We start from the raw sequence: 20,201 nt of genomic DNA on the forward strand, positions 1-20,201 counted from the left end.
GATTATTATATCAAAAACCAGCACGAGGTGCTGGTTTTTTATTATGCAACTTTCTTCAGTTCCTTAAAACGCATCCAGATCAAAACGATATATACTACGAACGGAATCCAAGATACAAACAATGAGAAGAAGAAAAGATACGCAAATAAAGGGGCAAGCGGTGACATAAGGACCATATAGTACACATTACGCAACACAATAAGGCCATAGATTTTACCATCAAATCGCGATTCCGATGTGGTGAATTTTTTTCTGAATACGAAACTTTCCAAAACAATAAAAATCAAGAAATTTCTTATGTCTGAAGATATCGAACTAAAGTACGAACTTAATTGAACCGTTCGATCATGCATTATAATAGTGTCCGCAAGTAACATCACTGCAACCAGAATAAAGGTAATGATGTTTAGTCGAGGAATCTTCTCTGTCCAAAATACATTTTTGATTGGTGCAGCATTTTCTACTGCACTCGCAGCTGGCACTGCAGTCGCGTTTTCATTTTCCATAACACTATTATATCAAAAAAATACAGGCATCCTCAGGATGCCTGTAATCGATTGCAGTATTTCTAGTCCTTCATGTAGTTCCACTCGAGATCCTCGGGCGGCTCGCCGAGCACCTTCTTGAGCTCCTCGAGCTTCTCCTTACAACCCTTGGGCATCACGAACGCACCGACATTATCGGCGCCGCTCGCATTCCAGCGCGGATCGGACTTGCTGTACAGCGTCCAAGTGCCTGGGCGGAGCAATGGAATGAGTACCATGTCGTAACCTCTCTTTCTAAAACTTCGTTGAAATATGTATTCGCAATGAACGGTACTTCGCCTTTTCTTTCCCGAAGAGCAATTCGAGTGAGGCCACCTTAATTCTGAACCACAAGAGGAGCCAAAAGATGAAGATCGTGCTTTCGTGCTCGTAGCCAAAGTGCTCGGGCTCGAAGGTCTTTGGATCATAGCCAAGGTGATACACCTCGGGCCTGTCCTCCGCCTCGATTTGCGTCGTGAGATCTGACTTCCAGAAGTGATGGAACTTCAGCAGTCCTTCACCAGATTTCCAAATCTTGTAATGCCCTACGCGGTCTTTCTTGATGCCGTAGGAGTGCTCCTTGTGCGTCTCAGCTTCCTTGTCTTCGATACTGACATTCCCCTGCTCGGCAGTGTGTCCTGAAATGGCGTCTCCACCAGACTTCGTAGTGACACTACTCTCGAGTGCGAAGAATTTCTCCTTATCGAGCGTATCGCCATAGGCGATAATCGTCCGCATGGCTGAGCAGTCGCTGTCTTCGCCTGCGATCAGGCGCTCGAGCGCTGCGTTGAGCATGAGCTTATCGACTACAGGATCCATGAAACCTCCGTAATATTCCTAGAGTAATATACAATATATACTGCCAATTGTCAATTACATTCTTGTATGATCAATCCTTTATAATATATAGCATGAACTCAATAACATATTTTGAAATCCAAGCCTCGAACCCTCCCGCACTCGTAAAATTCTACTCTTCTATCTTCAACTGGCATTTTGCGCGCGTAGATGGGCTCCCCATCGAGTATTACCACATCAGCAATGCAGGTATCAACGGCGGACTCCTCCAGCGCCCCATGAAAGTTCCTCCAATGGAATACGGCACCAATGCATTCACCAACTCAATCGAGGTCGAAAACTTCGACGCAACCGCAAAACTTATCTTGGAGCATGGCGGAACAATCGCCATGGAAAAATTTGCAATCCCCGGAAAATGCTGGCAGGGATATTTCCTCGATACCGACAATAACGTTTTCGGATTAGTACAAGTCGACCCCAATGCAAAGTAAACAAGTTATCTGTTCTCGTGGACACGAATTCACCAAAACACCTGCGACTCCTGTCTGTCCTATCTGCTGGCCCGGATACAAAAAGAATCAACGCATAGACCTCCCTACCGACCTCTCCGCTCCCGCATATCGTGCACTGACCGATGCGAACATAACGACCCTCAAGAAACTTGCACAGTACACGGCAGAAGATATTCTTTCATTACATGGAATTGGACCGAGCTCACTCCCTAAATTGAAACGAGCCTTAGCAGAAAATAATCTTGCATTCAAGCAATAGCATATGCAAAAAATTACCCCTTATCTCTGGTTCGACAGCAATCTCAAAGAAATCACGGACTACTATCTCTCAGTCTTCCCTGAAGCAACGCTCCATACGAATGGAACGCTCTCCGATACACCTTCGGGTGAAGTCGAGCTCGCAACACTCACCATCTTCGGACAAGAATTGAACCTCATGACTGCAGGTCCGATGTTCAAATTCACTGAGGCAATCTCTTTTATGATTCACTGTGACACACAAGAGGAGATCGATTACTACTGGGAGAAACTTTCCGCGGTTCCTGATGCTGAGCAGTGCGGCTGGTGCAAAGACAAATATGGCCTCTCATGGCAAGTCGCACCAACCGCCTTGGAGGAGATGCTCGCGTGTGGCGACAAGAAAAAAGTTGCAAGCGTCACCCAAGCATTTCTCAAGATGAAGAAATTCCATATCAGTTTGCTCGAAGAAGCATTCAATAATCCACAATAATATGCCACTCAATGTTCTCGCAATATTTATTGCAGCAATTACCGCATTCGTGCTTGGCTTCATGTTCCATGGACCTCTCCTCGGGAAGCTCTGGATGCGCCTTGCAGATATCCATCCTACCGGCAACGAAAAGCTCAGTGACATGCTCCCGCAGCTCGGATGGAATTTCCTCACAAATCTTATTACTGCAGCAATGCTCGCCGTCCTCTATGCATTCACGGAAACTTCGCCTTATCTCTCTGGAGATGGCGCAATCCGCGGCGCACACTTAGGCGTCATGGTCTGGGGAGGATTCATCGCGACCTCGTCCGCAGTCGAGGTCATCTGGATGGGGCGCAAGTTCAACCTCTGGCTTTTTGAAGCATGTTGCTCTATGGTCATCATGGCAATCATGGGTGCAATCATCGCAAGCATGCCCGCATAAAAGAAAACCCCGCACTTGTGGTGCGGGGATTTTTTATGCCTTCGGACGAGTGAGCCGTGGGACGATGTACTTCTTCGTGATAAGGAAGACGAGGCCTGAGCTGAGCGCGAAGGACGTGACGACGACGATCAACGGACCATGCTGCCCGAGATAGCCGGTAACGAACTCGTCGAAGGAAGAGGGTGGCAGAAGCAGCTTCCCGTACAGGAAACCGAGGCCGAAGATGGCGGAGAGCGAGACAATCGTGAAGAACAAACTTGCGAGCAGAAACTGCTTGATATTCACTGTACCTCCAAGTCCCCTGAGGGAAATATGAGCAATCTATTCGTAGACTAATAGATATCACCACAGCAGTCAATGAGCGCTTTTGTTATTGACAAATATGTTATGTGTGGTACGGTTTTCACAGTTGCACCACTTACCTACAGGAGCCCACATGCGGCGACAACAGTACTTCAGGCGTCTTTACCAAAGCATCTCATGCCTTGCTCAGAAGTCCATGCAAACCACGCATGAACTCGACTACCTCGAATCACTCTGCAGCGCCCTACTCCGGGATGGCAAAAGAGCGACGGACTTCAAGTTCGTCTATGCTCATGCTCGTCCTCGGTCGCAGTCCCGCGTGCAGGCGTACCGAAATCTGCGTCGCCTCGCGATGCAGCAGAGCATCCGTGCAGGAAGCGTGGGTGAAATCAAGAAGATCTTCGCGGACACTCCGACTGACGTCCGCCCCGTGGTCATCGAGCACTGGATTGGCCTCGCACGCACGCGAAATGACTTCATGGAGGCATACCGCGCAACCGAAAAACGCGGCATCGCGAACGAAGTCATGCTCCGCAGAAAATTCATTGCGGCCGCGAGTGCAGTCGGTGTCCTGCTCACCTTCCCCAAGCTGGCGCAAGTCATCTAATGCTCCTCGGCTCGAGAAGGCTCCAGCAAAAAACCAGCACTATGTGCTGGTTTTGAATTTACGCAAGCCTGCGCATCATGTTCGCGCGATACGCATTGAAATCGATAGTCATGAGCGGTCCAGTTTTTGCAAGGCCAACAGGAACACCTACCTTCTCCTCGAGCTCATGAATGAATTCGAGTGCGGAGGGTGAAAGCATTTCCTTGTTGTACAACTGTGCATCGAGGTGATCGAGGAAGGTAAGTGCGATCTCACTCACTCGATTCACCATACATGCGCGTCGCACATTCTCATAACTGAACGTTGCAACCCTTCGCACGGAGCCCGTCACTGAAGTACGCTCCGTAATGTCATGTACATTTCCTGCACGCCTTGCGACGGCATCCCAAGAAATCTCTTGCGAGCCTGTGCCAAAGCTTCCGCTTGGGCCACCGACACGAATAGGATACGTCCGCGCGACACCAATGACTTCAACGTCAAAGCCGTAGGGATTCACGCCGCAGCCTGAAAAGAGCGCTTGTGCTGTAGTGTCCCTGCTCGTCACATAAGGGAAATTCCCATGTTCGAGACTAAGGCCAAATCCTTGCGTACCCTCAAAGATGATGAGCTGGTCGCTGTCGAGTTCCCTGTTCAGGAGTTCAACAGTATCGACAATGAATGGCCGCAGCACGGGAATATCTTTTGCAAACGTGCAGCGGTCACTACGCATGACTTTGTCAGACATTGCCATGCCGATACCGAGACCACTCTTTGCAGAAGTGCTCGAGATTCTCTCGGCAAGCGTTGTCGCCTGCTCGTCACGGATTTGCGCGTCAGTAATGACATGCGCGTGCGCGTCGATGAAGAGACGGTGCCTGATGGGCTCTATCTTTTCAATGAGTGTGATTTCCTTGAGCAGCACAGGAAGACTAATGATGGAAGAAATTCCAATCACGAGCTTCGTGAGCGGGTTCACCCAACCACAAGGAATCGTACGCATAACATATGGCACGCCATTGTACATGACAGTATGTCCGGCATTCGCCGCACCAATACGTACACATACAGAGGCTGCCGCAGAGAGGTAAGCAGCGATTGCACCCTTCCCCTCAGAGCCGAACTGTAGTCCTACGATGGCGATCGCACGCCCTGCTTTTTCAAGTATTCGCATGAGTCGCTCCACGGGAACTGATCTTCTTCCATCATAAGCAAAGCACTGTTCGTGTCAACAAAAAAACCAGCACAGTGTGCTGGCGTGTTTCACTAGTTCACACTGTGCTGCCACCATTAGCCAACTTTGAGACACGCACCAAGTCAAGCAAGATGCGATTAAAATCGCGATGGAGCGCACCCCAACTCTTCGTGCGAGAAGTGGTTGCGGAATTAACATACTCAAGAGATTCCTTGATAAGCTTTGCAAATGCGGTACGTGCCTCTCGGTGGGCCTCGCTATCCGTAAGCTGTAAGCCAACCACATTAAAATAGCGTAGTATCACACAACGAAGTTCTAATGCGAGCTCACGCTCCTTTTGATTGCGGGCGATCTTGCGGGCTACGGCCACACCGATCACGATACTGGCAAGTGCAAGCAAATTCGGAAACCAGGCTGATGCGAAAATATTACTCATCTCCCTCTCCCTCAAATATGTGGCACAAGGACCACAAAAACCTTCGTCACAATACCACATAATTCATATTTGGCAATACTCTTCTCATTATGTAAAAAACCAGCACATTGTGCTGGTTGTATTTTATCGCCCCGCTTTAAGCAGTGCAGCACAGACGGTCTCTTCCATCGTTCCGTAAATTGGAAAATTGGAATTCGTTCCTCTACAATAATTGCGCGTAATCTGCTTGAGCCCCGGAAAGCCTGCCTCGGCGCCGATGACGATGCGCAACTTTGGATTGTGCATAAGGTGCCCCCGCCATTCGGCAATCTCACCGTAGGTCTCGAGCGCGTACGGCTCACCATTCCCACGTGGACGCTCCTTTGATTCCTCAGGGAGCCAGAATACGAGGCAACCTTTCTCGGCAGCGATTTCGATATAGTGTCGCTCCCAGTATTGCTGGTGTTCGAACTCCCCCATGTGACCATAGATGGAGTGAGGGAGGAGTGGATGATCCTCGGGATACCTGCACGGAAGTGCGGCAGTGAAATGCGGGATATACCCACGCAAGATCGTGCAGAATTTCTGCTGCCAATCATCGCCACCACGGACGGGGCCAGCAAGAAAAAAGAACGGACCATAACTGAAGTCCACAGGACTTACCCGTTTCGGTAAATAGATACGCATAAGACCTCCTTTGCTTCTCCCCCTAAAATACAGGACTTTCCTGAATTGGTCGAGGAAATAAAAACCAGCACATATATGCTGGTTTTTGACTACATCTTCATGGCATCGAATGCCTTATCGAGAATGCCGAGCATCGTTTCGTGCATCGAAGGCTTTGCGTCCTTGCCCTCACCTGCTGCTTTTACAATAAAGGAGAGTGGACCACTCACTGCACTACTTTTTGCATCAGTTGCCAGATACAGGGTGTTCCCGACCACTTCCATGGTGAGCTCAAACGGTAATTCCATGATCTGCTCCATGAAGTCAGGAGTAAGGAGTTCAAATGTCTCCATTGAATCACGTTCATCAGCATACACTTCGAACTCTTTGATGAAAGCATTACTTTCCATCTCATGCTTTACCAAGCCACTTGGACCAAACTGGAGCAGGTGCTTGCGGCGTACAAGAATATCATTGTGATGGATTGGAAGAATAGCTTGCGCAATGAAACAGCTCTTTACCACTTGCCTATTACTATTCATGATATCCATCGTATAGAACTCGACAATCTTGTCGCGGTAATAGCCAACAACATGATTGTTGATATCCGTATTCCCGAATCGTGAGTCCTTAAAGAGCTGGCCCTTGTTCGGTAGCATGAGCCAGCCGAAATCAGGATTGTAGTAGAATCCGTGCTTCTGTGCAAAATGCGCAATGTTTCCATCAAGACTGAATGGATTCTCGGTAGCCTGATGAATAGCATAGAGCTTCCACGTATCCCCACTACGAATGAAATCCCAAGTCTCCGTAAAGGAGCTATTATCCACAAAGAGCTTCTCTCCTGTCTCCTTTTCAATCAGTTCATCTTTTGCGTCTGCAGAAAACTCTACAGAGAATGTATCTTTATTATTGTCCGTTTCGTCAGAGAAATATGAAATGGCAGCGCGATTTATCGATTTGATTGTCGTCGGATTCCTGCGCCCTTCATTGTTGAGCACCGCAAGCTCAAGTGCGATGCGCTTATACATTGAGGGTTCGAGAATCTTCTCGAGTGCGGGGACATCTATTTCACCCCATGCGCGCTGAAACTCAAGGAATATTTCCTTCGCAAGCGTAACAAGATGTTCTCTGTTCCATGCAGGGTCGCTACTTGCGACAGCATCGACAGAAGCATTCACTGCAGCATCTCTTGCATCGCGTGCTTTCTTCACATGGATTGCACTATAGATAACAAGCGCAGCGATACCAAAGACAAAAAGCAGCATGAACCATATACATGCGGGGGACGTACAACTTCCGCCGGCTCCACCACCACCGCTATATGAACCGCCACCACCACCTCCGCCTCCACCCCCGCCACCACTTGAGCCGCCACCTCCCGCTCGAGCCCAGGCAATGACCGGCAATACGCCGAGTACAAACAAAGTTGCCCCCAGCTGATATGCGCGTGTTTGTTTCATTTTTCTATTTTCGCATGATTTCGCCCTAGGAGCAAAAACAACACCGAAGTGTTGTTTATTGGCAAGGCGCTGGTGCTCGGTAATCAATGCGTGTGACGGTGTTGGTGAGCTCAGAAGGATACCAAAGGGTGACTGTATCAAAACCCGCAAAAGGGTTACTTCCATGGGCAGGCGGATAGCAGTAATAGCCGTATGCATATCCATTCGCTGTCGTTGCCGCAGAGCCAGTATTATTATTAATCGGATCTCGAGGAACTTTTGAGAATATACTTGATGTTGCGAGAAATGGAATGAAGTCACCTTGCGCGCTGCTATCGATTCCACTCGTGTTTGACTCACCATAAGCAGAAGTCTGCGGAAGAAATCCTTTCAAGTCAGCATATATTTCGAGTGCAATCTTTATCTGATCGATATCGTGCTTGCGCCGTGCATCTCGTGCTTTCGCGCGCGCAGACGTGAGGGTCGACGTGATCATACTCGAAAGCAGCGCGATAAGCGCAATGACGACAAGCAATTCAATCAATGAGAATCCCTTGGAGTACCTCTTCATATGATGAGTGTAATATATTAATTCTGCTCTCGTGCTGCGAACAATGGATGTAATTTCTCGTAGCTAAGATACGATACGACGAGTAGAGCGAATGCACCCACAGAGTAGAGTATCTCAACCTCAAGACCTTCAACGACCAAATGACTAATGAATGCGGAAATGAAATCGAACGCAAATCCAACATATGCCCACTCTCGAATGCGTCGTGGTGTCTGTGGGAGTATGAGCGCTATTGCACCGAGCACCTTGAACGCCATCAGCATGAATGCAAAATAAATAGGATAGCCCAGGCTCATAATATCGGTAAGCGCCTCAGGTGACTGCCAATTAATGACCGTGAGTACACCCTCGAAAAATACGAGTGAGGCCGTTGCAATCCAAAACAAAGTATAGTACTTCTGCATCACTCTATTTTACACTATAAAATGGAAAAGTTTGATAATAATGCAAAAACAACACCTCCGTGTTGTTTTTACAATTTTCGCCACAAGAGCTCGAATATCTTCTTCTGAAACATTGCTACGGTCTTATTTTGGATAACAGTTGCAGTCTCCGTGTTGTAGTCGATGACCGCCACCTTATCTCCATAGATAACTTGGGAGACATTATATTCAAAAAGATCGAAGTCCGGAGGAACCACTTTCACCTCCCTGTCTAGATTGAGCAACTTCGAATTCTTGTTTTGCTCGTTAGTGATCACGAGCCGCTCGAGCTGCTTCTTATTGCGCAAGAGTCGATATTTCTTTGAAATATATGTCCCTCCCTCGCGCTCGCCATTACGCACCTTCGTAGAGCTGTAGCGATAATAGGTGTCTCCAGGATGAAGGCTCATGGCAACATCATCATAGATTGCCTTTATTGCCTCACGCCCCTCACTGTACTCAACGATTGGTTTCGCACTTCCCTCCCTATGTGCGAGTGCAGTGAGCGTAGCAATATGCTCGTCAAACTTATTGGAGAGCTGCACAAAACGATCCTCGAGTTTGCGGGGTGGAGCTGCCGCATAGACTTTGTATTTTCCTTTCGGGCGCACAACAACCAGTCCCTCCTGCATGAGCTCTTCGAGTGTTGCGTAGATGACCATACGTGTGAGCTTCATTGCACGCGCAATCTCAGAAACACCCGCGGCGCCACTTTGGAGGAGATGCAAATATATCTGACTTCCCCGAACAGTAAGCCCCATATTCGCTAAAAACTCTTCGTGTGCTTTTTGTGGATTGATTTCCATAAGTTGTATAATTTATATACAACTTAATTAAAGCATAATACCTATATTTATCAACGAATTAATTTTGTCTTAATGGAAATTAGTACATATCTGTATATTTTGTGAGCAGATTTCTCTAGTGGTGTTAATATAAAACCAAGAAATAACACCATTTATATGAATACCACAGACCCACTCACCATTCTTGTTGATATGGACGGCGTACTCTGCGATTACGCAGGAGCACACATGACAAAGGTCGCGGAGCGCTACCCACACCTTACTCCATATATTGGGCAGGCACAGCAGTTCTGGAGCAGCGAACTCGCCTTCCCTGAGGAACACCGTGAAGCAATCGAAGCCATTGCACTCGAACCCGGTTTCTTCGAGAACCTTGCGCCAATCGACGGAGCCATCGAGGCTCTACAAGCACTTGTAGCGAAGGGGCACAATGTACGCATCTGTACAGCACCGAAGAAAATTCATACCTACTGTGTACCCGAGAAATATAACTGGGTCAGAAACCATCTTGGACAAGCATTCGTTGAGCGCGTTATAATGACACGTGACAAAACGCTCACCCATGGTGATCTCCTTATTGATGACAAGCCAGTAATCACTGGAGCAGTGAAGCCTCGCTGGGAGCACATCGTCTTCAATCAGCCGTATAATAAGGAGGTGCCGAATCGACGTATTGACTGGTCAAACTACAAGGATGTCCTCGGAGTCTAAAAAATCTGCACTATGCAGATTTTTTGATTGAATTTTCTCATGACTTTCACTCATGACTCATGACTATTGCTTGATGGGGCATTTCCCAAACCAGTACGCAGTAGCATCACAGACCTCACTGCTTCCCGGTGGCGTGCAGGTACCTACTTCCGTACGTACATCTCCGGGCTTGATTGTCGTATAGGTACCACCATGAATCACGCAATAACGTCCTGCAGGAGACTTGAGCGATGCAACGTTCGCGCCGGCTTTGGGACATTGGCCTCGACTGAGTGCCCATTCTTCGCATTGATTGCCATTAGGGAAAATACAAACTCCATATTGTGCACCATTAGGATCCGACTCTATCTTGAGCACTCCCCCGAGTTGCACACAGTTCTCTGATGCGGGATTTGCCCTATTGACGCCTCCACGAACTACACCTGAGGGCTTCCAGTGCACTGCAATCGATGGAGTATTCTGCTCGATCTCTGCAACTTGATCCGCTATCTGCCCATAGACAAGTACTGTTAACAATACACCGGAGATAACAAGCACCGCCCAGCGCGCTTTATCTGAATTAAGGTTCATAATAATAAGTTAGATAATAATTAATTGAGTATTATGCGAGTGATGCATACACGAGCAAGCAAAGTGCAAGAATAATGACCGATCCAACTGAAAAGACGATAATAAAGTATGGCCTTCGAGAGCTCCATTCTTCGCGCAATTGCACAATGAATGAGGGCTGCGGCGCGCGACTGATGTTCTTGCGTAGCTGCAAGCGTTGTCCATTTGTATGCGTACCAAGGTCAACAAAAGCAACGCCAGTTTTGTCTTGCCAGGGTCTGGGATTATAAGAGCGCGACATAATACTATTCTATTATATAGTGACGAAGGCGCAAGGGGATAGCGTTTTTGAAAAACAAAAATTCTAGCTTACGCTAGAATTTTGCAGTACGTAGAAACTCCGGAATAAGGAACCCGAAACCGATAAGCGGAAGAATCACCAGCGCGGCGATTAGGTAAGATTTCAGTAAACGCTCGCGCCTATAGAGCACGAGTTCATGCTCGATTCGGCCCAGCATTTCGAGCACGGCACCCAAATCATGCTTCTCGGGCATTGGATCTTCGATGGCAACAAGGGATTTCGCAAATTCCTTTAGCGGTCCATCATTCCCCTCCTCATGTAACTCCTCTTTCATGCATATATTATACCCTAGGAAGAAGAGGAGAACTAGAGTTTCATCCTTACTTGACCACGATTACACTTGTGCTAGTTTCGGTGAAGAACTTTCACAGAGGAGGGTATACGCGAAAAGCCAAAATACACTCTCAAAAACCCAGGTGGCGGAATACCGCAGTGTTCCGCGGAATACCGATGAATCTCGAGCAGCTCCACGCCCACAAGGCACATCTCAAGAAAATACATAACGACACAATGAGCGCGATCAATATACAGATTGCTGCCGCCATAAAGAAGCGTAAAGCAACGTGTGCTATGTGCAATTTCAAGGGAACCCTCGAAGACTGGATCTTCGTACAGACGTTCCGAAATTCCCCAGGCGAGGGCGTACTGTGCGATACTTGGGAAAAGCTTCCCCCTACCGCATGCATCGTAATCTGCCCCGCCTGTGACGCACACGTTAATGTTGCGGACCACCTCTTTCATACCGAGTTCATCGAAACGATTGAGGAGGAGGATGTTTCTCCCGATATGGTCTTCTGGAAGCTCTTCGAAAAGTACGGGGATCAACCCATCGAAACACCAATTCCCGATTCCGACTAACAAAAACCGCCCCAGGGCGGTTTTTATTCATGGTGCGATTGCCCGCGTGCAGCAAGCACTTCGAGAATTGTAGGATACTTTTTCAGATTGATATCTGCAGCAAGCATCGCTTTCGCTTCATTGCGTGCCGCTTCCACCATCTTGATATTCTTGATGGCTTCCATACCAATATCTGAGATACCCCACTGCTTTCCACCACCAAGCTCTCCTGCTCCGCGGAGCATAAGATCCATTTCAGAAAGTTCAAAGCCATTCTTCGCAGTCGTCATGGCTTTTAATCGTTCGAGTGTCTTTCCCGTCTTTGACTCAGTAAACAAATAACAATGCGCCTGATGTGTACCGCGAATAACGCGACCACGCAATTGATGTAACTGCGCAAGACCGAAACGCTCAGCGCCTTCAATAAGGATAATCGTTGCATTCGGCACATTCACTCCGACTTCGACGACACTCGTTGCAACGAGAATATCAATCTTGTGCTTCGAAAACTCATCCATCACCTTATCTTTTTCCGCAGGTTTCATCTTGCTATGTAGTATGCCAATGCGTTTTCCAGGAAAAACGGACTTTCGGAGACGCTCGGCTTCTGACTTCACATTACGCATCTGCAAGGCTCCCTCCTTTGCCTCATCTGGCTCATCAATGCGAGGACAAATGACATATGCCTGCCTGCCCTCGGTCATCAATTCCCGCATATGTTGATAGACGTTCTCTCTATCTTGTGGCGCGACAACATTCGTGATGATCGGCTTACGTCCACTCGGCATCACATCAAGTAACGTAAGGTCGAGATCACCGTAAAGCGTAAGCGCAAGCGTACGCGGAATCGGCGTCGCCGTCATCGACAAAAGATGCGGGATACGCCCATCTTTCTGCAAAAGTTTCGCACGCTGATTGGTGCCGAAGCGGTGCTGCTCATCAATAATGACATAGGCGAGATGTTCGAATTCCACCGTCTTAGTCATGAGTGCATGTGTACCGATGACTACGGCAATCTCGCCATTGGCCACCCACTTAAGGAGTTGCGTGCGTGATATATCGGTCCAACCACTCGGATTCACTTTTGAGGGGAATTTACGACAGCCTGATCCCGTCATGAGCGCGATTTGAATCCCTGTACCGACGAAATATTTAATGAATGATTCGAAGTGCTGCCCCGCGAGAATTTCTGTTGGGCACATGTAGGCGACCTGAAGTGTGCCAAAGTTCTGCTGCGGTGGGCGTGTCTTGATGGCTGCGAACACCGTCGCAGCAGCCACTGCAGTCTTTCCTGAGCCCACGTCTCCCTCAAGAAGGCGGAGCATTGGATGCTCTGAGGCAAAGTCATGAAAGATTCCATCAATTGCGCTTTGCTGTGCATCCGTCAGTGGGAATCCAAAACACTTCACAAAGTTCGCAACATCCTTTTTGGGAATATCAATTTTCCATGAAGGTGATGCGGCATACTCCATACGTGCCTTCCAGCGCTCGAGTTGAATAAGGAATATCTCCTCGAATGCGAAACGCTTGCGTGCAACTTCTGCGTGCTTGAGCTCACGTGGCGTATGCAGCCAAATGAGTGCGGTTCCAAGAGGTGGAAGATTATAACGGGCGAGAATTTCCTCGGGTATTGGATCAACAATACTATCTGCAACACCAGAGGCGAGGATCTTTTTGATCTTATGATAGATCCATGTCGAAGTGATGCCCTTAGTCTCTGGATAGACAGGGAAAAATCGATCATCACTCGCAAGGCCACCATCGGCAAAAAGTGAAGGAACAAGTCCATTGGGAATTTCGGCGATCTTTTCAATCTCCGGATTAATAAGTGTCATGACTCCACTCCTCTGCGAAAGCTCCCCTGATGCGCGCACCTTATCGCCGACCGCAACAAGCTTTGCCATATAGGGTTGATGGAACCATACGAGTTTTATCTTTCCCGAAAGTTCGCGCATTGTCGCCTCACCCATTGGGACTTTGCTACGGAAACTTTTCTTCGTTTCTACTTTTTCGATTTGTCCGTAAAGACTGACACGTGTACCGAGCGCAGCGAGATCTGCGGAGGTAGCCTTCCCTGCATCGACATGTCGCGCTGGGAAATGATAGAGAATATCGCGGACCGTCAAAATTCCTAAGCGCTTTAGTGCAGTTAATTGAGCGGGAGCAATACGGCCAGTTTTTGAAATCGGGTCATCGGGATGCATGATAATCCTATTATACATGACGGCAATCATTCTCTAGCTATATATATTTATAGCCGTTTCTGGGCATTTTGTGATAAAAGTACATGCTATACTGTTGCATTATGGACTGTACAAATAGAAAAAAGGGATTCACGCTCATTGAACTCCTTGTCACCATCGCGATCATTTCCCTACTCTCCTCCATCGTCCTTGCAACACTGAGGACCGCAAAAGATAAGGCGAAGGTTGCGCAGACTATTGCACAGGTACATCAAATAGAAACGGCATTTAATCTTATCTATGATAAGTATGGATGCTGGCCGCTGGAAGCGACAACCTCGGCTGCATGCGCGAGTACGACAATCATCAACCCTTGGATCTACACGGAACTCTACCCCACCAATGTCTGGTCTATTCGTGATTACATGACCACAAAGACCTCATTCCCTTTTGATCCTACAAAAGAGTGGGCATACAGTAATAATGGGACAGACGAAACGGACTGCACGAGTGAAACCGATGGGGTTATCATCTATGTGCTTGATGCTCCGTACACCGCATACGAGAAACTTGAAACCGCTATCGACGAGACTACTGAAGCGAATCTCTATTCTGCGCAAGCGAAATATTGTGGACACATACAGTTCGAGTGGGCGAATGCGAGTGGAGGAAATATCTACTATCAGATATCGAGAACAACAAGATAAAGAAAACGCCCCCAATTGGGGGCGTGTTTTCGTGTTGTACTACTTCATCGCGAGCAACTGGCTCGCCTTTTCGGACAGCGGTGAGCGTTCCGACTTCTCGAGCGTGATGTGCGCGAAACGAGTGGTGCCGCGGAACCTGCTGATCAGGAACGAGAGCCCGCTCGTGTGTTCGGAAACGTAGGCGGTCTCGTCAATCTGCGCGAGGTTGCCTTCGATAACGAACTTCGTACCCTTTCCTGCACGAGTAATGAGCAGTTCGATATCCTGGGGAGTTCGGTTCTGCGCTTCGCCAACAATAACATAGCGGCGATGCCTCGTCCGTCCGCGCTCATGCGCGATTGCTTCGGAGGTAATGTAGGCCTCCTCGGTAGCCTTACGAGTAACGTTACGCACGCCATCATCAGGGTCGAAGAGCACGTCGAGACTGTCCGCGTACGGGGCCATCCACGGCTTCAGCTTATCCCCCACGTCTCCGGGGAGGAATCCGAGCTCCTTGCGCCCGACGACATCCTGGGAAAGCATGATATTGATTTCGTCGTAACGCTCAGGGCGATCCCCTCCTTCAGCAGTCTGTTCGAGACCTGCGGCGAGAGAGAGGAGTGTCTTGCCTGAACCAGGCAATCCGTTGAGCACCACGATGTCGATTTCCGGATTCATGAGTGCCCACATTGCCAAACCCTGCCTCAGATTCTTTTCCTTGAGGCCGAAGACGCGATGGCCGTTTGAATACGACCAGACCGTGACGAGCTCGACGCCGACCTCAGTAGAGGAGAGCACGAATGCTCTCTTGAAAGGGGCGCCGGGATCGGCCGAGATGGCGAAGTTGCCGGTCAGGAAACGCGGATCAGGTGGCAGGAAATAGTGCTCGATCGAGTTGATGTTCTCGGTCCTGAAGTCAAGACCTTGGAAATACCCAATCGGGAGCTCTTCGACACCAGAACCGAGCAGCACGCTGTCATCGAAAACTGCGCCCGTCGAATATTCTTCGGCGACGAATCCGAGCAGTCCGCACTTGATGCGGAAGTTGGTGTCCATGGATACCACGATGATTTTGTGGTCCTGGAAACGGGCTTCTTTCTGAAGCCCATCGACGATGCTCAGAATGAGGTTATCCTTCTTGCGCTCGTCGAAACATTCGAGTAGGCTGACGCGCACGCGCACGTCTTGGAAGAAGATCTTGCCGGTGGCATCGCCCGCACGTTCGTGTTCGGTGATCGAGATTCCTGCGGTAGCGGGAAGTTTTTCCCTCACGGCGATCGCGCGGAACTGGTCCAGCGAATTTGCGGACATGCGCGCATGGCGCTGAGCCATCGTGCCGCCCTTCTTGTTGTTGTCGAGTTCTTCGATAACCGGGAGGCAGATGAAAATATCATTGTCCTGGAAATGGAATAGAGACAGCGGATTGTGCATGAGCACATTCGTATCGAGAACGAACAACTTCTTGCGATCAGCGGCCGGAGTCTTGGGCATGGTCGGAATCCTCTAGAAAGCGCTGGTCACTACTGTGGCTCAGCGGGGTTGTTGGGAAAGTACGATTTACTGCATTAGTTCTACCACCATCACCGAACCTGGCAAGGGATAATTTGTATAGCTAAAAAGACACTGTGGTATACTTCTTTATACCATGTCTTCCATCCACAACTTTGAAGAGCTCGCTATGTGGCAAAAAGCACGCCTACTTACCAAGGGTGTATATATCGCACTACGAGAATGCCGCGATGGTGGATACAAAGACCAAATACAGAGAGCGAGTGTTTCGGTCATGAGCAACATTGCGGAGGGATTCGAGCGGGGAACGAAAAATGAATTTATTAATTATCTCTATATCGCAAAAGGGTCTGCGGGTGAAGTACGTGCGCAGCTCTATGCAGGGCTTGATATCGGATATTTAAATATTGAAACATTTGAATATTTAAAGGATCTCGCGACGCAATGCTCAAAGCTCATACATTCGTTCACGGAAAAAGTAAAAGCGAATGATAGAAGCGGCATTCAATACAAACGCCCAGAATACATAGACCCGATGGAATCCATTACGAAGGAGCATGATCCGGCGTTGTGGGAAAAGCTGTATGGGAAGAAAGGGTCTACATAAAACCAAGGAAATGCTTTCGCATTTCCTTGGTTATTTTGTCCATCCAGCACGACTCGAACGTGCGACCGGCCGTGTATAACATCGGCCATTTTGTCCGCCCTGCAGGACTCGAACCTGCGACCAGTCGTGTATAAGACGACCGCTCTACCAACTGAGCTAAGGGCGGATATATTTGAGAAAGGGCGGACAATGACGCCAGGCGATGTTGCTGGTCACAGTCTCGCCACCGCGAGGCAAATCAACTCACGGTAATGCATACATTACCGTTTTCCAGTAAGACGCTGCACCTTATTTGCGAAAGAATACCTCGATTTCTCTTGGATGCTTTGTAGTTTAGCAGAATACGCAAACCTCGCAACCTGAATCCCCTCCCAATCCACACCCATACATCCTCCATAGTATTTTATGTTATACTAATGGCATATGGAAAATGACATTCAAACCCCACGCGACGAGGTGACCGAAACCTCATCAGTCGCACAGAGTCTCACTAAGGAGCTCGCTATTACGCGCATCACAAAGGAGTTCGCAGCACAGATTGCACGCGAGGTAACCGCAGCGGAGATTATTCTCTTTGCAGCAGCATTCGCTACATTGCCACTCATGGATTTCATTGCAAAGGCATTTGGCTCACTCGGTAGCGCAACACAAGTTCTGTATGCAATCGTTCCAGCAGCAGCATTTGCACTTGGCTACTGGTTCTCAAAGGATAAAGTAACCGCGGTTGGAGTATTCCTCCATTCAATCGCTGCGATTGCACTCCTCATGGCCGCAATCGCACTCCTTCCTATGGTTCCAGGAATGCAGCAGGTACTCACTGGTCCAGGCACCATCGCACTTGGCATGCCAATCTTGACCTTTATCTTCCTTTTCGCAGCAGCACGTGTACCAAACACAGGCGCAAGCTACATCTTTGCTTCTATCGCAGCAATGATGATCTTCTTCCTTTCTGCAGCACAGCTCCTTGGCATTCCATGCAACAATGCACTCCTCAGCAACTCAGATAAGGCAGCACAGATCTGTTCTGCAACTCCTTATGTCCAGAACACACTCATCCCTGTAGCGATCTTCATCCTTGGCTACTTCACGTTCCAAGCAAAGAAGGCATAATAAAAAATAACCACTCATGTGAGTGGTTATTTTTTATTATTGATTCATATCATTACGCTTCACCCGCTTTTGCGTTCGTGACGCATTTGGGGTAATAGTGTGTTCCACTGAATCATGACGTACAACAGGTACGACCGGTTGTTCTCCGGGAGGGATGACGTGCTCCTCTGGTGCGCGCTCTACCGCCTCTGGAGTAGGTACTTCATCCACTGAGGCAGATTTAATGACCTGCGTGCGCTCATTTTTTGCGGGTGCGATTGGCTTCGCTACACCAGCAATACCGCTACGCGAAATCAAATATGCTTCTTCACCATGGCGCTTCTTTGGACGAATGCCTGAGAGAATAAGAATCTGCTCGTACTCTTCACGCTCCATCGTCTCCTTCTCCACAAGTGCAGTCGCGATTGCATCAAGTACGTTCTTATACTGCGCAAGAAGTGCACGCACGCGCTTTAATTGTTCATTCATGATACGCGACACCTCAGAGTCTATGCGAGATGCAACCTCTTGAGAGTAATCACCGTCATATCCTCTGCGGTTAAGCATCGGTACTCCACCTTGTTCAAAGGCAACGGGCCCAATGAGTGCGGACATGCCGTACTTCGAAACCATGTCTCGTGCAAGATTTGTCGCAACCGCAAGATCATTTGATGGACCAGTAGTAAGGTCATCGAACATCATCTCCTCAGCGACATATCCCCCAAGTGACACTGCAATATCATCGAGAAATTCGTTACGCGTATGGAAACGACGTTCCTCTGTGGGAAGCTTGAGTGTATAACCCGCAGCATGGCCACGAGAAATGATTGAGATCTTATGGACAGGATCAGCATACGGAAGCAGTGATGCAACAAGTGCATGACCTCCCTCGTGATACGCAGTCACCTTCTTCTCATCCTCAGAGAGAATATGACTCTTACGCTCTGGACCAATCATTACCTTCTCTATCGAACGAATGAAGTCGAACTGTGCGACATGCTTGCGATTCTCTCGCGCAGCCAAGATTGCTGCTTCATTCACGAGCGAATAGAGGTCAGCCCCTGAGAATCCAGGTGTACGCTCTGCAACCGTACGCAGCACCACATCTTCTGCGAGTTTCTTGTTACGTACATGGACGCCGAGAATTTCCTCACGGTCCGCAAGATCAGGAAGATCGAGCGTCACGCGACGATCGAAGCGACCGGGACGGAGCAGCGCAGTGTCGAGCACATCAGGGCGATTCGTTGCAGCCATGACGATAACTTTTTCGTTTGGCTCAAAACCATCCATCTCAACGAGGATCTGATTGAGCGTTTGCTCGCGCTCATCATTACCACCACCCATACCTGCACCACGCGCACGACCTACGGCATCGATTTCATCAACGAAGATGATGGCGGGAGCCTCTTTCTTTGCAAGACGGAAAAGGTCACGTACGCGACTTGCGCCGACTCCGACAAACATTTCAACGAACTCCGAACCAGAGAGATGGAAGAATGGTACCCCTGCCTCACCTGCAACTGCACGCGCAAGCAACGTCTTTCCTGTTCCTGGTGCGCCCATGAGCATGACACCCTTTGGAATCTGCGCACCAATATCGAGGAACTTCTTCGGCTCTTTAAGGAAATCCACGATCTCTCGCAATTCCTCCTTCGCCTCCTTCGCACCTGCGACATCTGCAAAGGTGATGCGCTGCGCAGTATCATCAGGATAGATGATGCGTGCCTTGCTCTGACCAAATGAGAATGCCTGCATTGGACCTCCTTGTTTTGACTGTCTCGTCATGAACCAAAGAATTCCAAAGAGAAGTAGTATAGGGAAAAGGAATGGCGCAAGTGCCATGAACCAATATCCAAATCCAGATGGCTCTACAAGCGTGAGTTTGAATGTCGCAAGATCCTCAGCAGTAAGGCCGAAGTTCTTGAACGTCTCAGTGAGTGATGACTCGAGCTCTTTCTTTGCAGTCTTCTCGATAGACTTTCCTGTAGCGGGATCACTCTCGTGATAGATAACGGTAAGTGCGTCACCATCTACCTTCACTTCACTCACTGCCTGATGATGAATATCAAGAGCAAGCTGCGAAAGCGGAATGACACTATTATCTGCCGTCTTACGATGATCCGTAAAATATGAATATCCCCAAGCAAAGAGGAGGAATACGATAATCAAGGTCAACAAATTCGAAAGAAAAGGAGCGGGGGTCGGAAGCTGCGGCTGCTTGCCATTTCCATCTTCACCCTGCCCCTTTTTCATTGGGTTTGGTAGCTGCATATGTGGCAAT

Annotated in this window: 27 protein-coding genes and 1 tRNA gene; 10 read left to right on the top strand and 18 right to left on the bottom strand. The window is 48.6% G+C overall.

Annotated features, from left to right (window positions below; genetic code table 11):
• Window positions 1-41 precede the first annotated feature (41 nt).
• The 3 genes from VJ579_04940 to VJ579_04950 all read right to left on the bottom strand — a co-directional run bounded on the left by VJ579_04940 (window position 42) and on the right by VJ579_04950 (window position 1,343).
• Entirely contained in the window at window positions 42-506 is a 465-nt protein-coding gene (locus VJ579_04940) for a hypothetical protein (protein ID HXK38383.1), read from the bottom strand.
• A gap of 62 nt (window positions 507-568) precedes the next feature.
• On the bottom strand, window positions 569-763 hold the full coding sequence (locus VJ579_04945) for a hypothetical protein (GenBank protein ID HXK38384.1): 195 nt from the start codon (window positions 761-763) through the stop codon (window positions 569-571).
• A gap of 16 nt (window positions 764-779) precedes the next feature.
• A complete protein-coding gene (locus tag VJ579_04950) occupies window positions 780-1,343 on the bottom strand; it encodes a hypothetical protein (GenBank protein ID HXK38385.1) in 564 nt (187 codons plus the stop codon).
• Window positions 1,344-1,435: 92 nt separating this feature from the next.
• Here VJ579_04950 and VJ579_04955 point away from each other — a divergent pair, with 92 nt between their 5' ends.
• The 4 genes from VJ579_04955 to VJ579_04970 are packed head-to-tail and all read left to right on the top strand — an operon-like array spanning window position 1,436 to window position 2,988.
• Entirely contained in the window at window positions 1,436-1,813 is a 378-nt protein-coding gene (locus VJ579_04955; protein ID HXK38386.1) for a VOC family protein, read from the top strand.
• Window positions 1,803-2,093: a DNA-directed RNA polymerase subunit alpha C-terminal domain-containing protein gene (locus tag VJ579_04960; GenBank protein HXK38387.1), complete on the top strand. Its 291-nt coding sequence runs from the start codon at window positions 1,803-1,805 to the stop codon at window positions 2,091-2,093. The genes VJ579_04955 and VJ579_04960 overlap by 11 nt, the downstream gene beginning before the upstream one ends.
• A gap of 3 nt (window positions 2,094-2,096) precedes the next feature.
• Window positions 2,097-2,564, top strand: a complete 468-nt coding sequence (locus tag VJ579_04965; protein HXK38388.1) for a VOC family protein — start codon at window positions 2,097-2,099, stop codon at window positions 2,562-2,564.
• 1 nt (window position 2,565) lies between these two features.
• The gene (locus VJ579_04970) at window positions 2,566-2,988 is read left to right on the top strand and encodes a DUF1761 domain-containing protein (GenBank protein ID HXK38389.1); all 423 of its coding nucleotides are present in this window, start codon (window positions 2,566-2,568) and stop codon (window positions 2,986-2,988) included.
• A 33-nt stretch (window positions 2,989-3,021) separates the two neighbouring features.
• Here VJ579_04970 and VJ579_04975 read toward each other — a convergent pair whose 3' ends face one another.
• On the bottom strand, window positions 3,022-3,273 hold the full coding sequence (locus VJ579_04975) for a hypothetical protein (GenBank protein HXK38390.1): 252 nt from the start codon (window positions 3,271-3,273) through the stop codon (window positions 3,022-3,024).
• 151 nt (window positions 3,274-3,424) lie between these two features.
• Between VJ579_04975 and VJ579_04980 the strand changes: the two genes are divergently transcribed.
• Window positions 3,425-3,898 carry a hypothetical protein gene (locus VJ579_04980; protein HXK38391.1) on the top strand — a complete coding sequence of 158 codons (474 nt, stop codon included), beginning with the start codon at window positions 3,425-3,427 and terminating at the stop codon, window positions 3,896-3,898.
• Window positions 3,899-3,956: 58 nt separating this feature from the next.
• On the opposite strand, the gene VJ579_04985 is transcribed toward VJ579_04980, so the two are convergent.
• The 7 genes from VJ579_04985 to VJ579_05015 all read right to left on the bottom strand — a co-directional run bounded on the left by VJ579_04985 (window position 3,957) and on the right by VJ579_05015 (window position 9,388).
• On the bottom strand, window positions 3,957-5,048 hold the full coding sequence (locus tag VJ579_04985) for an adenylosuccinate synthetase (protein ID HXK38392.1): 1,092 nt from the start codon (window positions 5,046-5,048) through the stop codon (window positions 3,957-3,959).
• A 97-nt stretch (window positions 5,049-5,145) separates the two neighbouring features.
• Complete coding sequence (locus VJ579_04990; GenBank protein HXK38393.1) at window positions 5,146-5,505, bottom strand: hypothetical protein; 360 nt, start codon at window positions 5,503-5,505, stop codon at window positions 5,146-5,148.
• Window positions 5,506-5,628: 123 nt separating this feature from the next.
• Window positions 5,629-6,171 (bottom strand): hypothetical protein, encoded by a 543-nt coding sequence (locus VJ579_04995; GenBank protein HXK38394.1) that lies wholly within the window; start codon window positions 6,169-6,171, stop codon window positions 5,629-5,631.
• Window positions 6,172-6,260: 89 nt separating this feature from the next.
• On the bottom strand, window positions 6,261-7,610 hold the full coding sequence (locus tag VJ579_05000) for a TIM44-like domain-containing protein (GenBank protein ID HXK38395.1): 1,350 nt from the start codon (window positions 7,608-7,610) through the stop codon (window positions 6,261-6,263).
• A gap of 55 nt (window positions 7,611-7,665) precedes the next feature.
• Window positions 7,666-8,160: a prepilin-type N-terminal cleavage/methylation domain-containing protein gene (locus VJ579_05005; GenBank protein HXK38396.1), complete on the bottom strand. Its 495-nt coding sequence runs from the start codon at window positions 8,158-8,160 to the stop codon at window positions 7,666-7,668.
• A gap of 17 nt (window positions 8,161-8,177) precedes the next feature.
• Window positions 8,178-8,564: a DoxX family protein gene (locus tag VJ579_05010; GenBank protein HXK38397.1), complete on the bottom strand. Its 387-nt coding sequence runs from the start codon at window positions 8,562-8,564 to the stop codon at window positions 8,178-8,180.
• Window positions 8,565-8,632: 68 nt separating this feature from the next.
• Window positions 8,633-9,388, bottom strand: coding sequence for a helix-turn-helix domain-containing protein (locus tag VJ579_05015; protein ID HXK38398.1), 756 nt, complete (start codon window positions 9,386-9,388; stop codon window positions 8,633-8,635).
• A gap of 156 nt (window positions 9,389-9,544) precedes the next feature.
• Here VJ579_05015 and VJ579_05020 point away from each other — a divergent pair, with 156 nt between their 5' ends.
• Window positions 9,545-10,099, top strand: a complete 555-nt coding sequence (locus tag VJ579_05020) for a 5'-3'-deoxyribonucleotidase (protein ID HXK38399.1) — start codon at window positions 9,545-9,547, stop codon at window positions 10,097-10,099.
• A gap of 63 nt (window positions 10,100-10,162) precedes the next feature.
• Here the strand turns inward: VJ579_05020 and VJ579_05025 are convergent, their stop codons facing one another.
• The 3 genes from VJ579_05025 to VJ579_05035 all read right to left on the bottom strand — a co-directional run bounded on the left by VJ579_05025 (window position 10,163) and on the right by VJ579_05035 (window position 11,283).
• Window positions 10,163-10,669 carry a DUF333 domain-containing protein gene (locus VJ579_05025; protein HXK38400.1) on the bottom strand — a complete coding sequence of 169 codons (507 nt, stop codon included), beginning with the start codon at window positions 10,667-10,669 and terminating at the stop codon, window positions 10,163-10,165.
• A gap of 31 nt (window positions 10,670-10,700) precedes the next feature.
• Window positions 10,701-10,949 carry a hypothetical protein gene (locus tag VJ579_05030; GenBank protein HXK38401.1) on the bottom strand — a complete coding sequence of 83 codons (249 nt, stop codon included), beginning with the start codon at window positions 10,947-10,949 and terminating at the stop codon, window positions 10,701-10,703.
• Between the two features lie 73 nt (window positions 10,950-11,022).
• A complete protein-coding gene (locus VJ579_05035) occupies window positions 11,023-11,283 on the bottom strand; it encodes a hypothetical protein (GenBank protein HXK38402.1) in 261 nt (86 codons plus the stop codon).
• A gap of 158 nt (window positions 11,284-11,441) precedes the next feature.
• On the opposite strand from VJ579_05035, the gene VJ579_05040 reads away from it, so the two are divergent.
• Window positions 11,442-11,867 carry a hypothetical protein gene (locus tag VJ579_05040; protein ID HXK38403.1) on the top strand — a complete coding sequence of 142 codons (426 nt, stop codon included), beginning with the start codon at window positions 11,442-11,444 and terminating at the stop codon, window positions 11,865-11,867.
• 23 nt (window positions 11,868-11,890) lie between these two features.
• Here the strand turns inward: VJ579_05040 and VJ579_05045 are convergent, their stop codons facing one another.
• Entirely contained in the window at window positions 11,891-14,050 is a 2,160-nt protein-coding gene (locus VJ579_05045) for an ATP-dependent DNA helicase RecG (protein HXK38404.1), read from the bottom strand.
• Window positions 14,051-14,151: 101 nt separating this feature from the next.
• On the opposite strand from VJ579_05045, the gene VJ579_05050 reads away from it, so the two are divergent.
• Window positions 14,152-14,736 carry a type II secretion system protein gene (locus tag VJ579_05050; GenBank protein ID HXK38405.1) on the top strand — a complete coding sequence of 195 codons (585 nt, stop codon included), beginning with the start codon at window positions 14,152-14,154 and terminating at the stop codon, window positions 14,734-14,736.
• A gap of 39 nt (window positions 14,737-14,775) precedes the next feature.
• On the opposite strand, the gene VJ579_05055 is transcribed toward VJ579_05050, so the two are convergent.
• Window positions 14,776-16,206, bottom strand: a complete 1,431-nt coding sequence (locus VJ579_05055) for a PhoH family protein (protein ID HXK38406.1) — start codon at window positions 16,204-16,206, stop codon at window positions 14,776-14,778.
• 154 nt (window positions 16,207-16,360) lie between these two features.
• Here VJ579_05055 and VJ579_05060 point away from each other — a divergent pair, with 154 nt between their 5' ends.
• Window positions 16,361-16,831 (top strand): four helix bundle protein, encoded by a 471-nt coding sequence (locus tag VJ579_05060; GenBank protein ID HXK38407.1) that lies wholly within the window; start codon window positions 16,361-16,363, stop codon window positions 16,829-16,831.
• A gap of 93 nt (window positions 16,832-16,924) precedes the next feature.
• On the opposite strand, the gene VJ579_05065 is transcribed toward VJ579_05060, so the two are convergent.
• Window positions 16,925-16,997 (bottom strand) — tRNA-Ile (locus tag VJ579_05065).
• A 257-nt stretch (window positions 16,998-17,254) separates the two neighbouring features.
• Here VJ579_05065 and VJ579_05070 point away from each other — a divergent pair.
• Complete coding sequence (locus VJ579_05070; GenBank protein ID HXK38408.1) at window positions 17,255-17,941, top strand: hypothetical protein; 687 nt, start codon at window positions 17,255-17,257, stop codon at window positions 17,939-17,941.
• 36 nt (window positions 17,942-17,977) lie between these two features.
• Here VJ579_05070 and ftsH read toward each other — a convergent pair whose 3' ends face one another.
• Window positions 17,978-20,191: an ATP-dependent zinc metalloprotease FtsH gene (gene ftsH / locus VJ579_05075; protein ID HXK38409.1), complete on the bottom strand. Its 2,214-nt coding sequence runs from the start codon at window positions 20,189-20,191 to the stop codon at window positions 17,978-17,980.
• Window positions 20,192-20,201 lie beyond the last annotated feature (10 nt).

Source organism: Candidatus Paceibacterota bacterium, from assembly GCA_035583355.1.
Classification (GTDB): Bacteria; Patescibacteriota; Minisyncoccia; order Phycocordibacterales; family UBA6899; genus JAJZQJ01.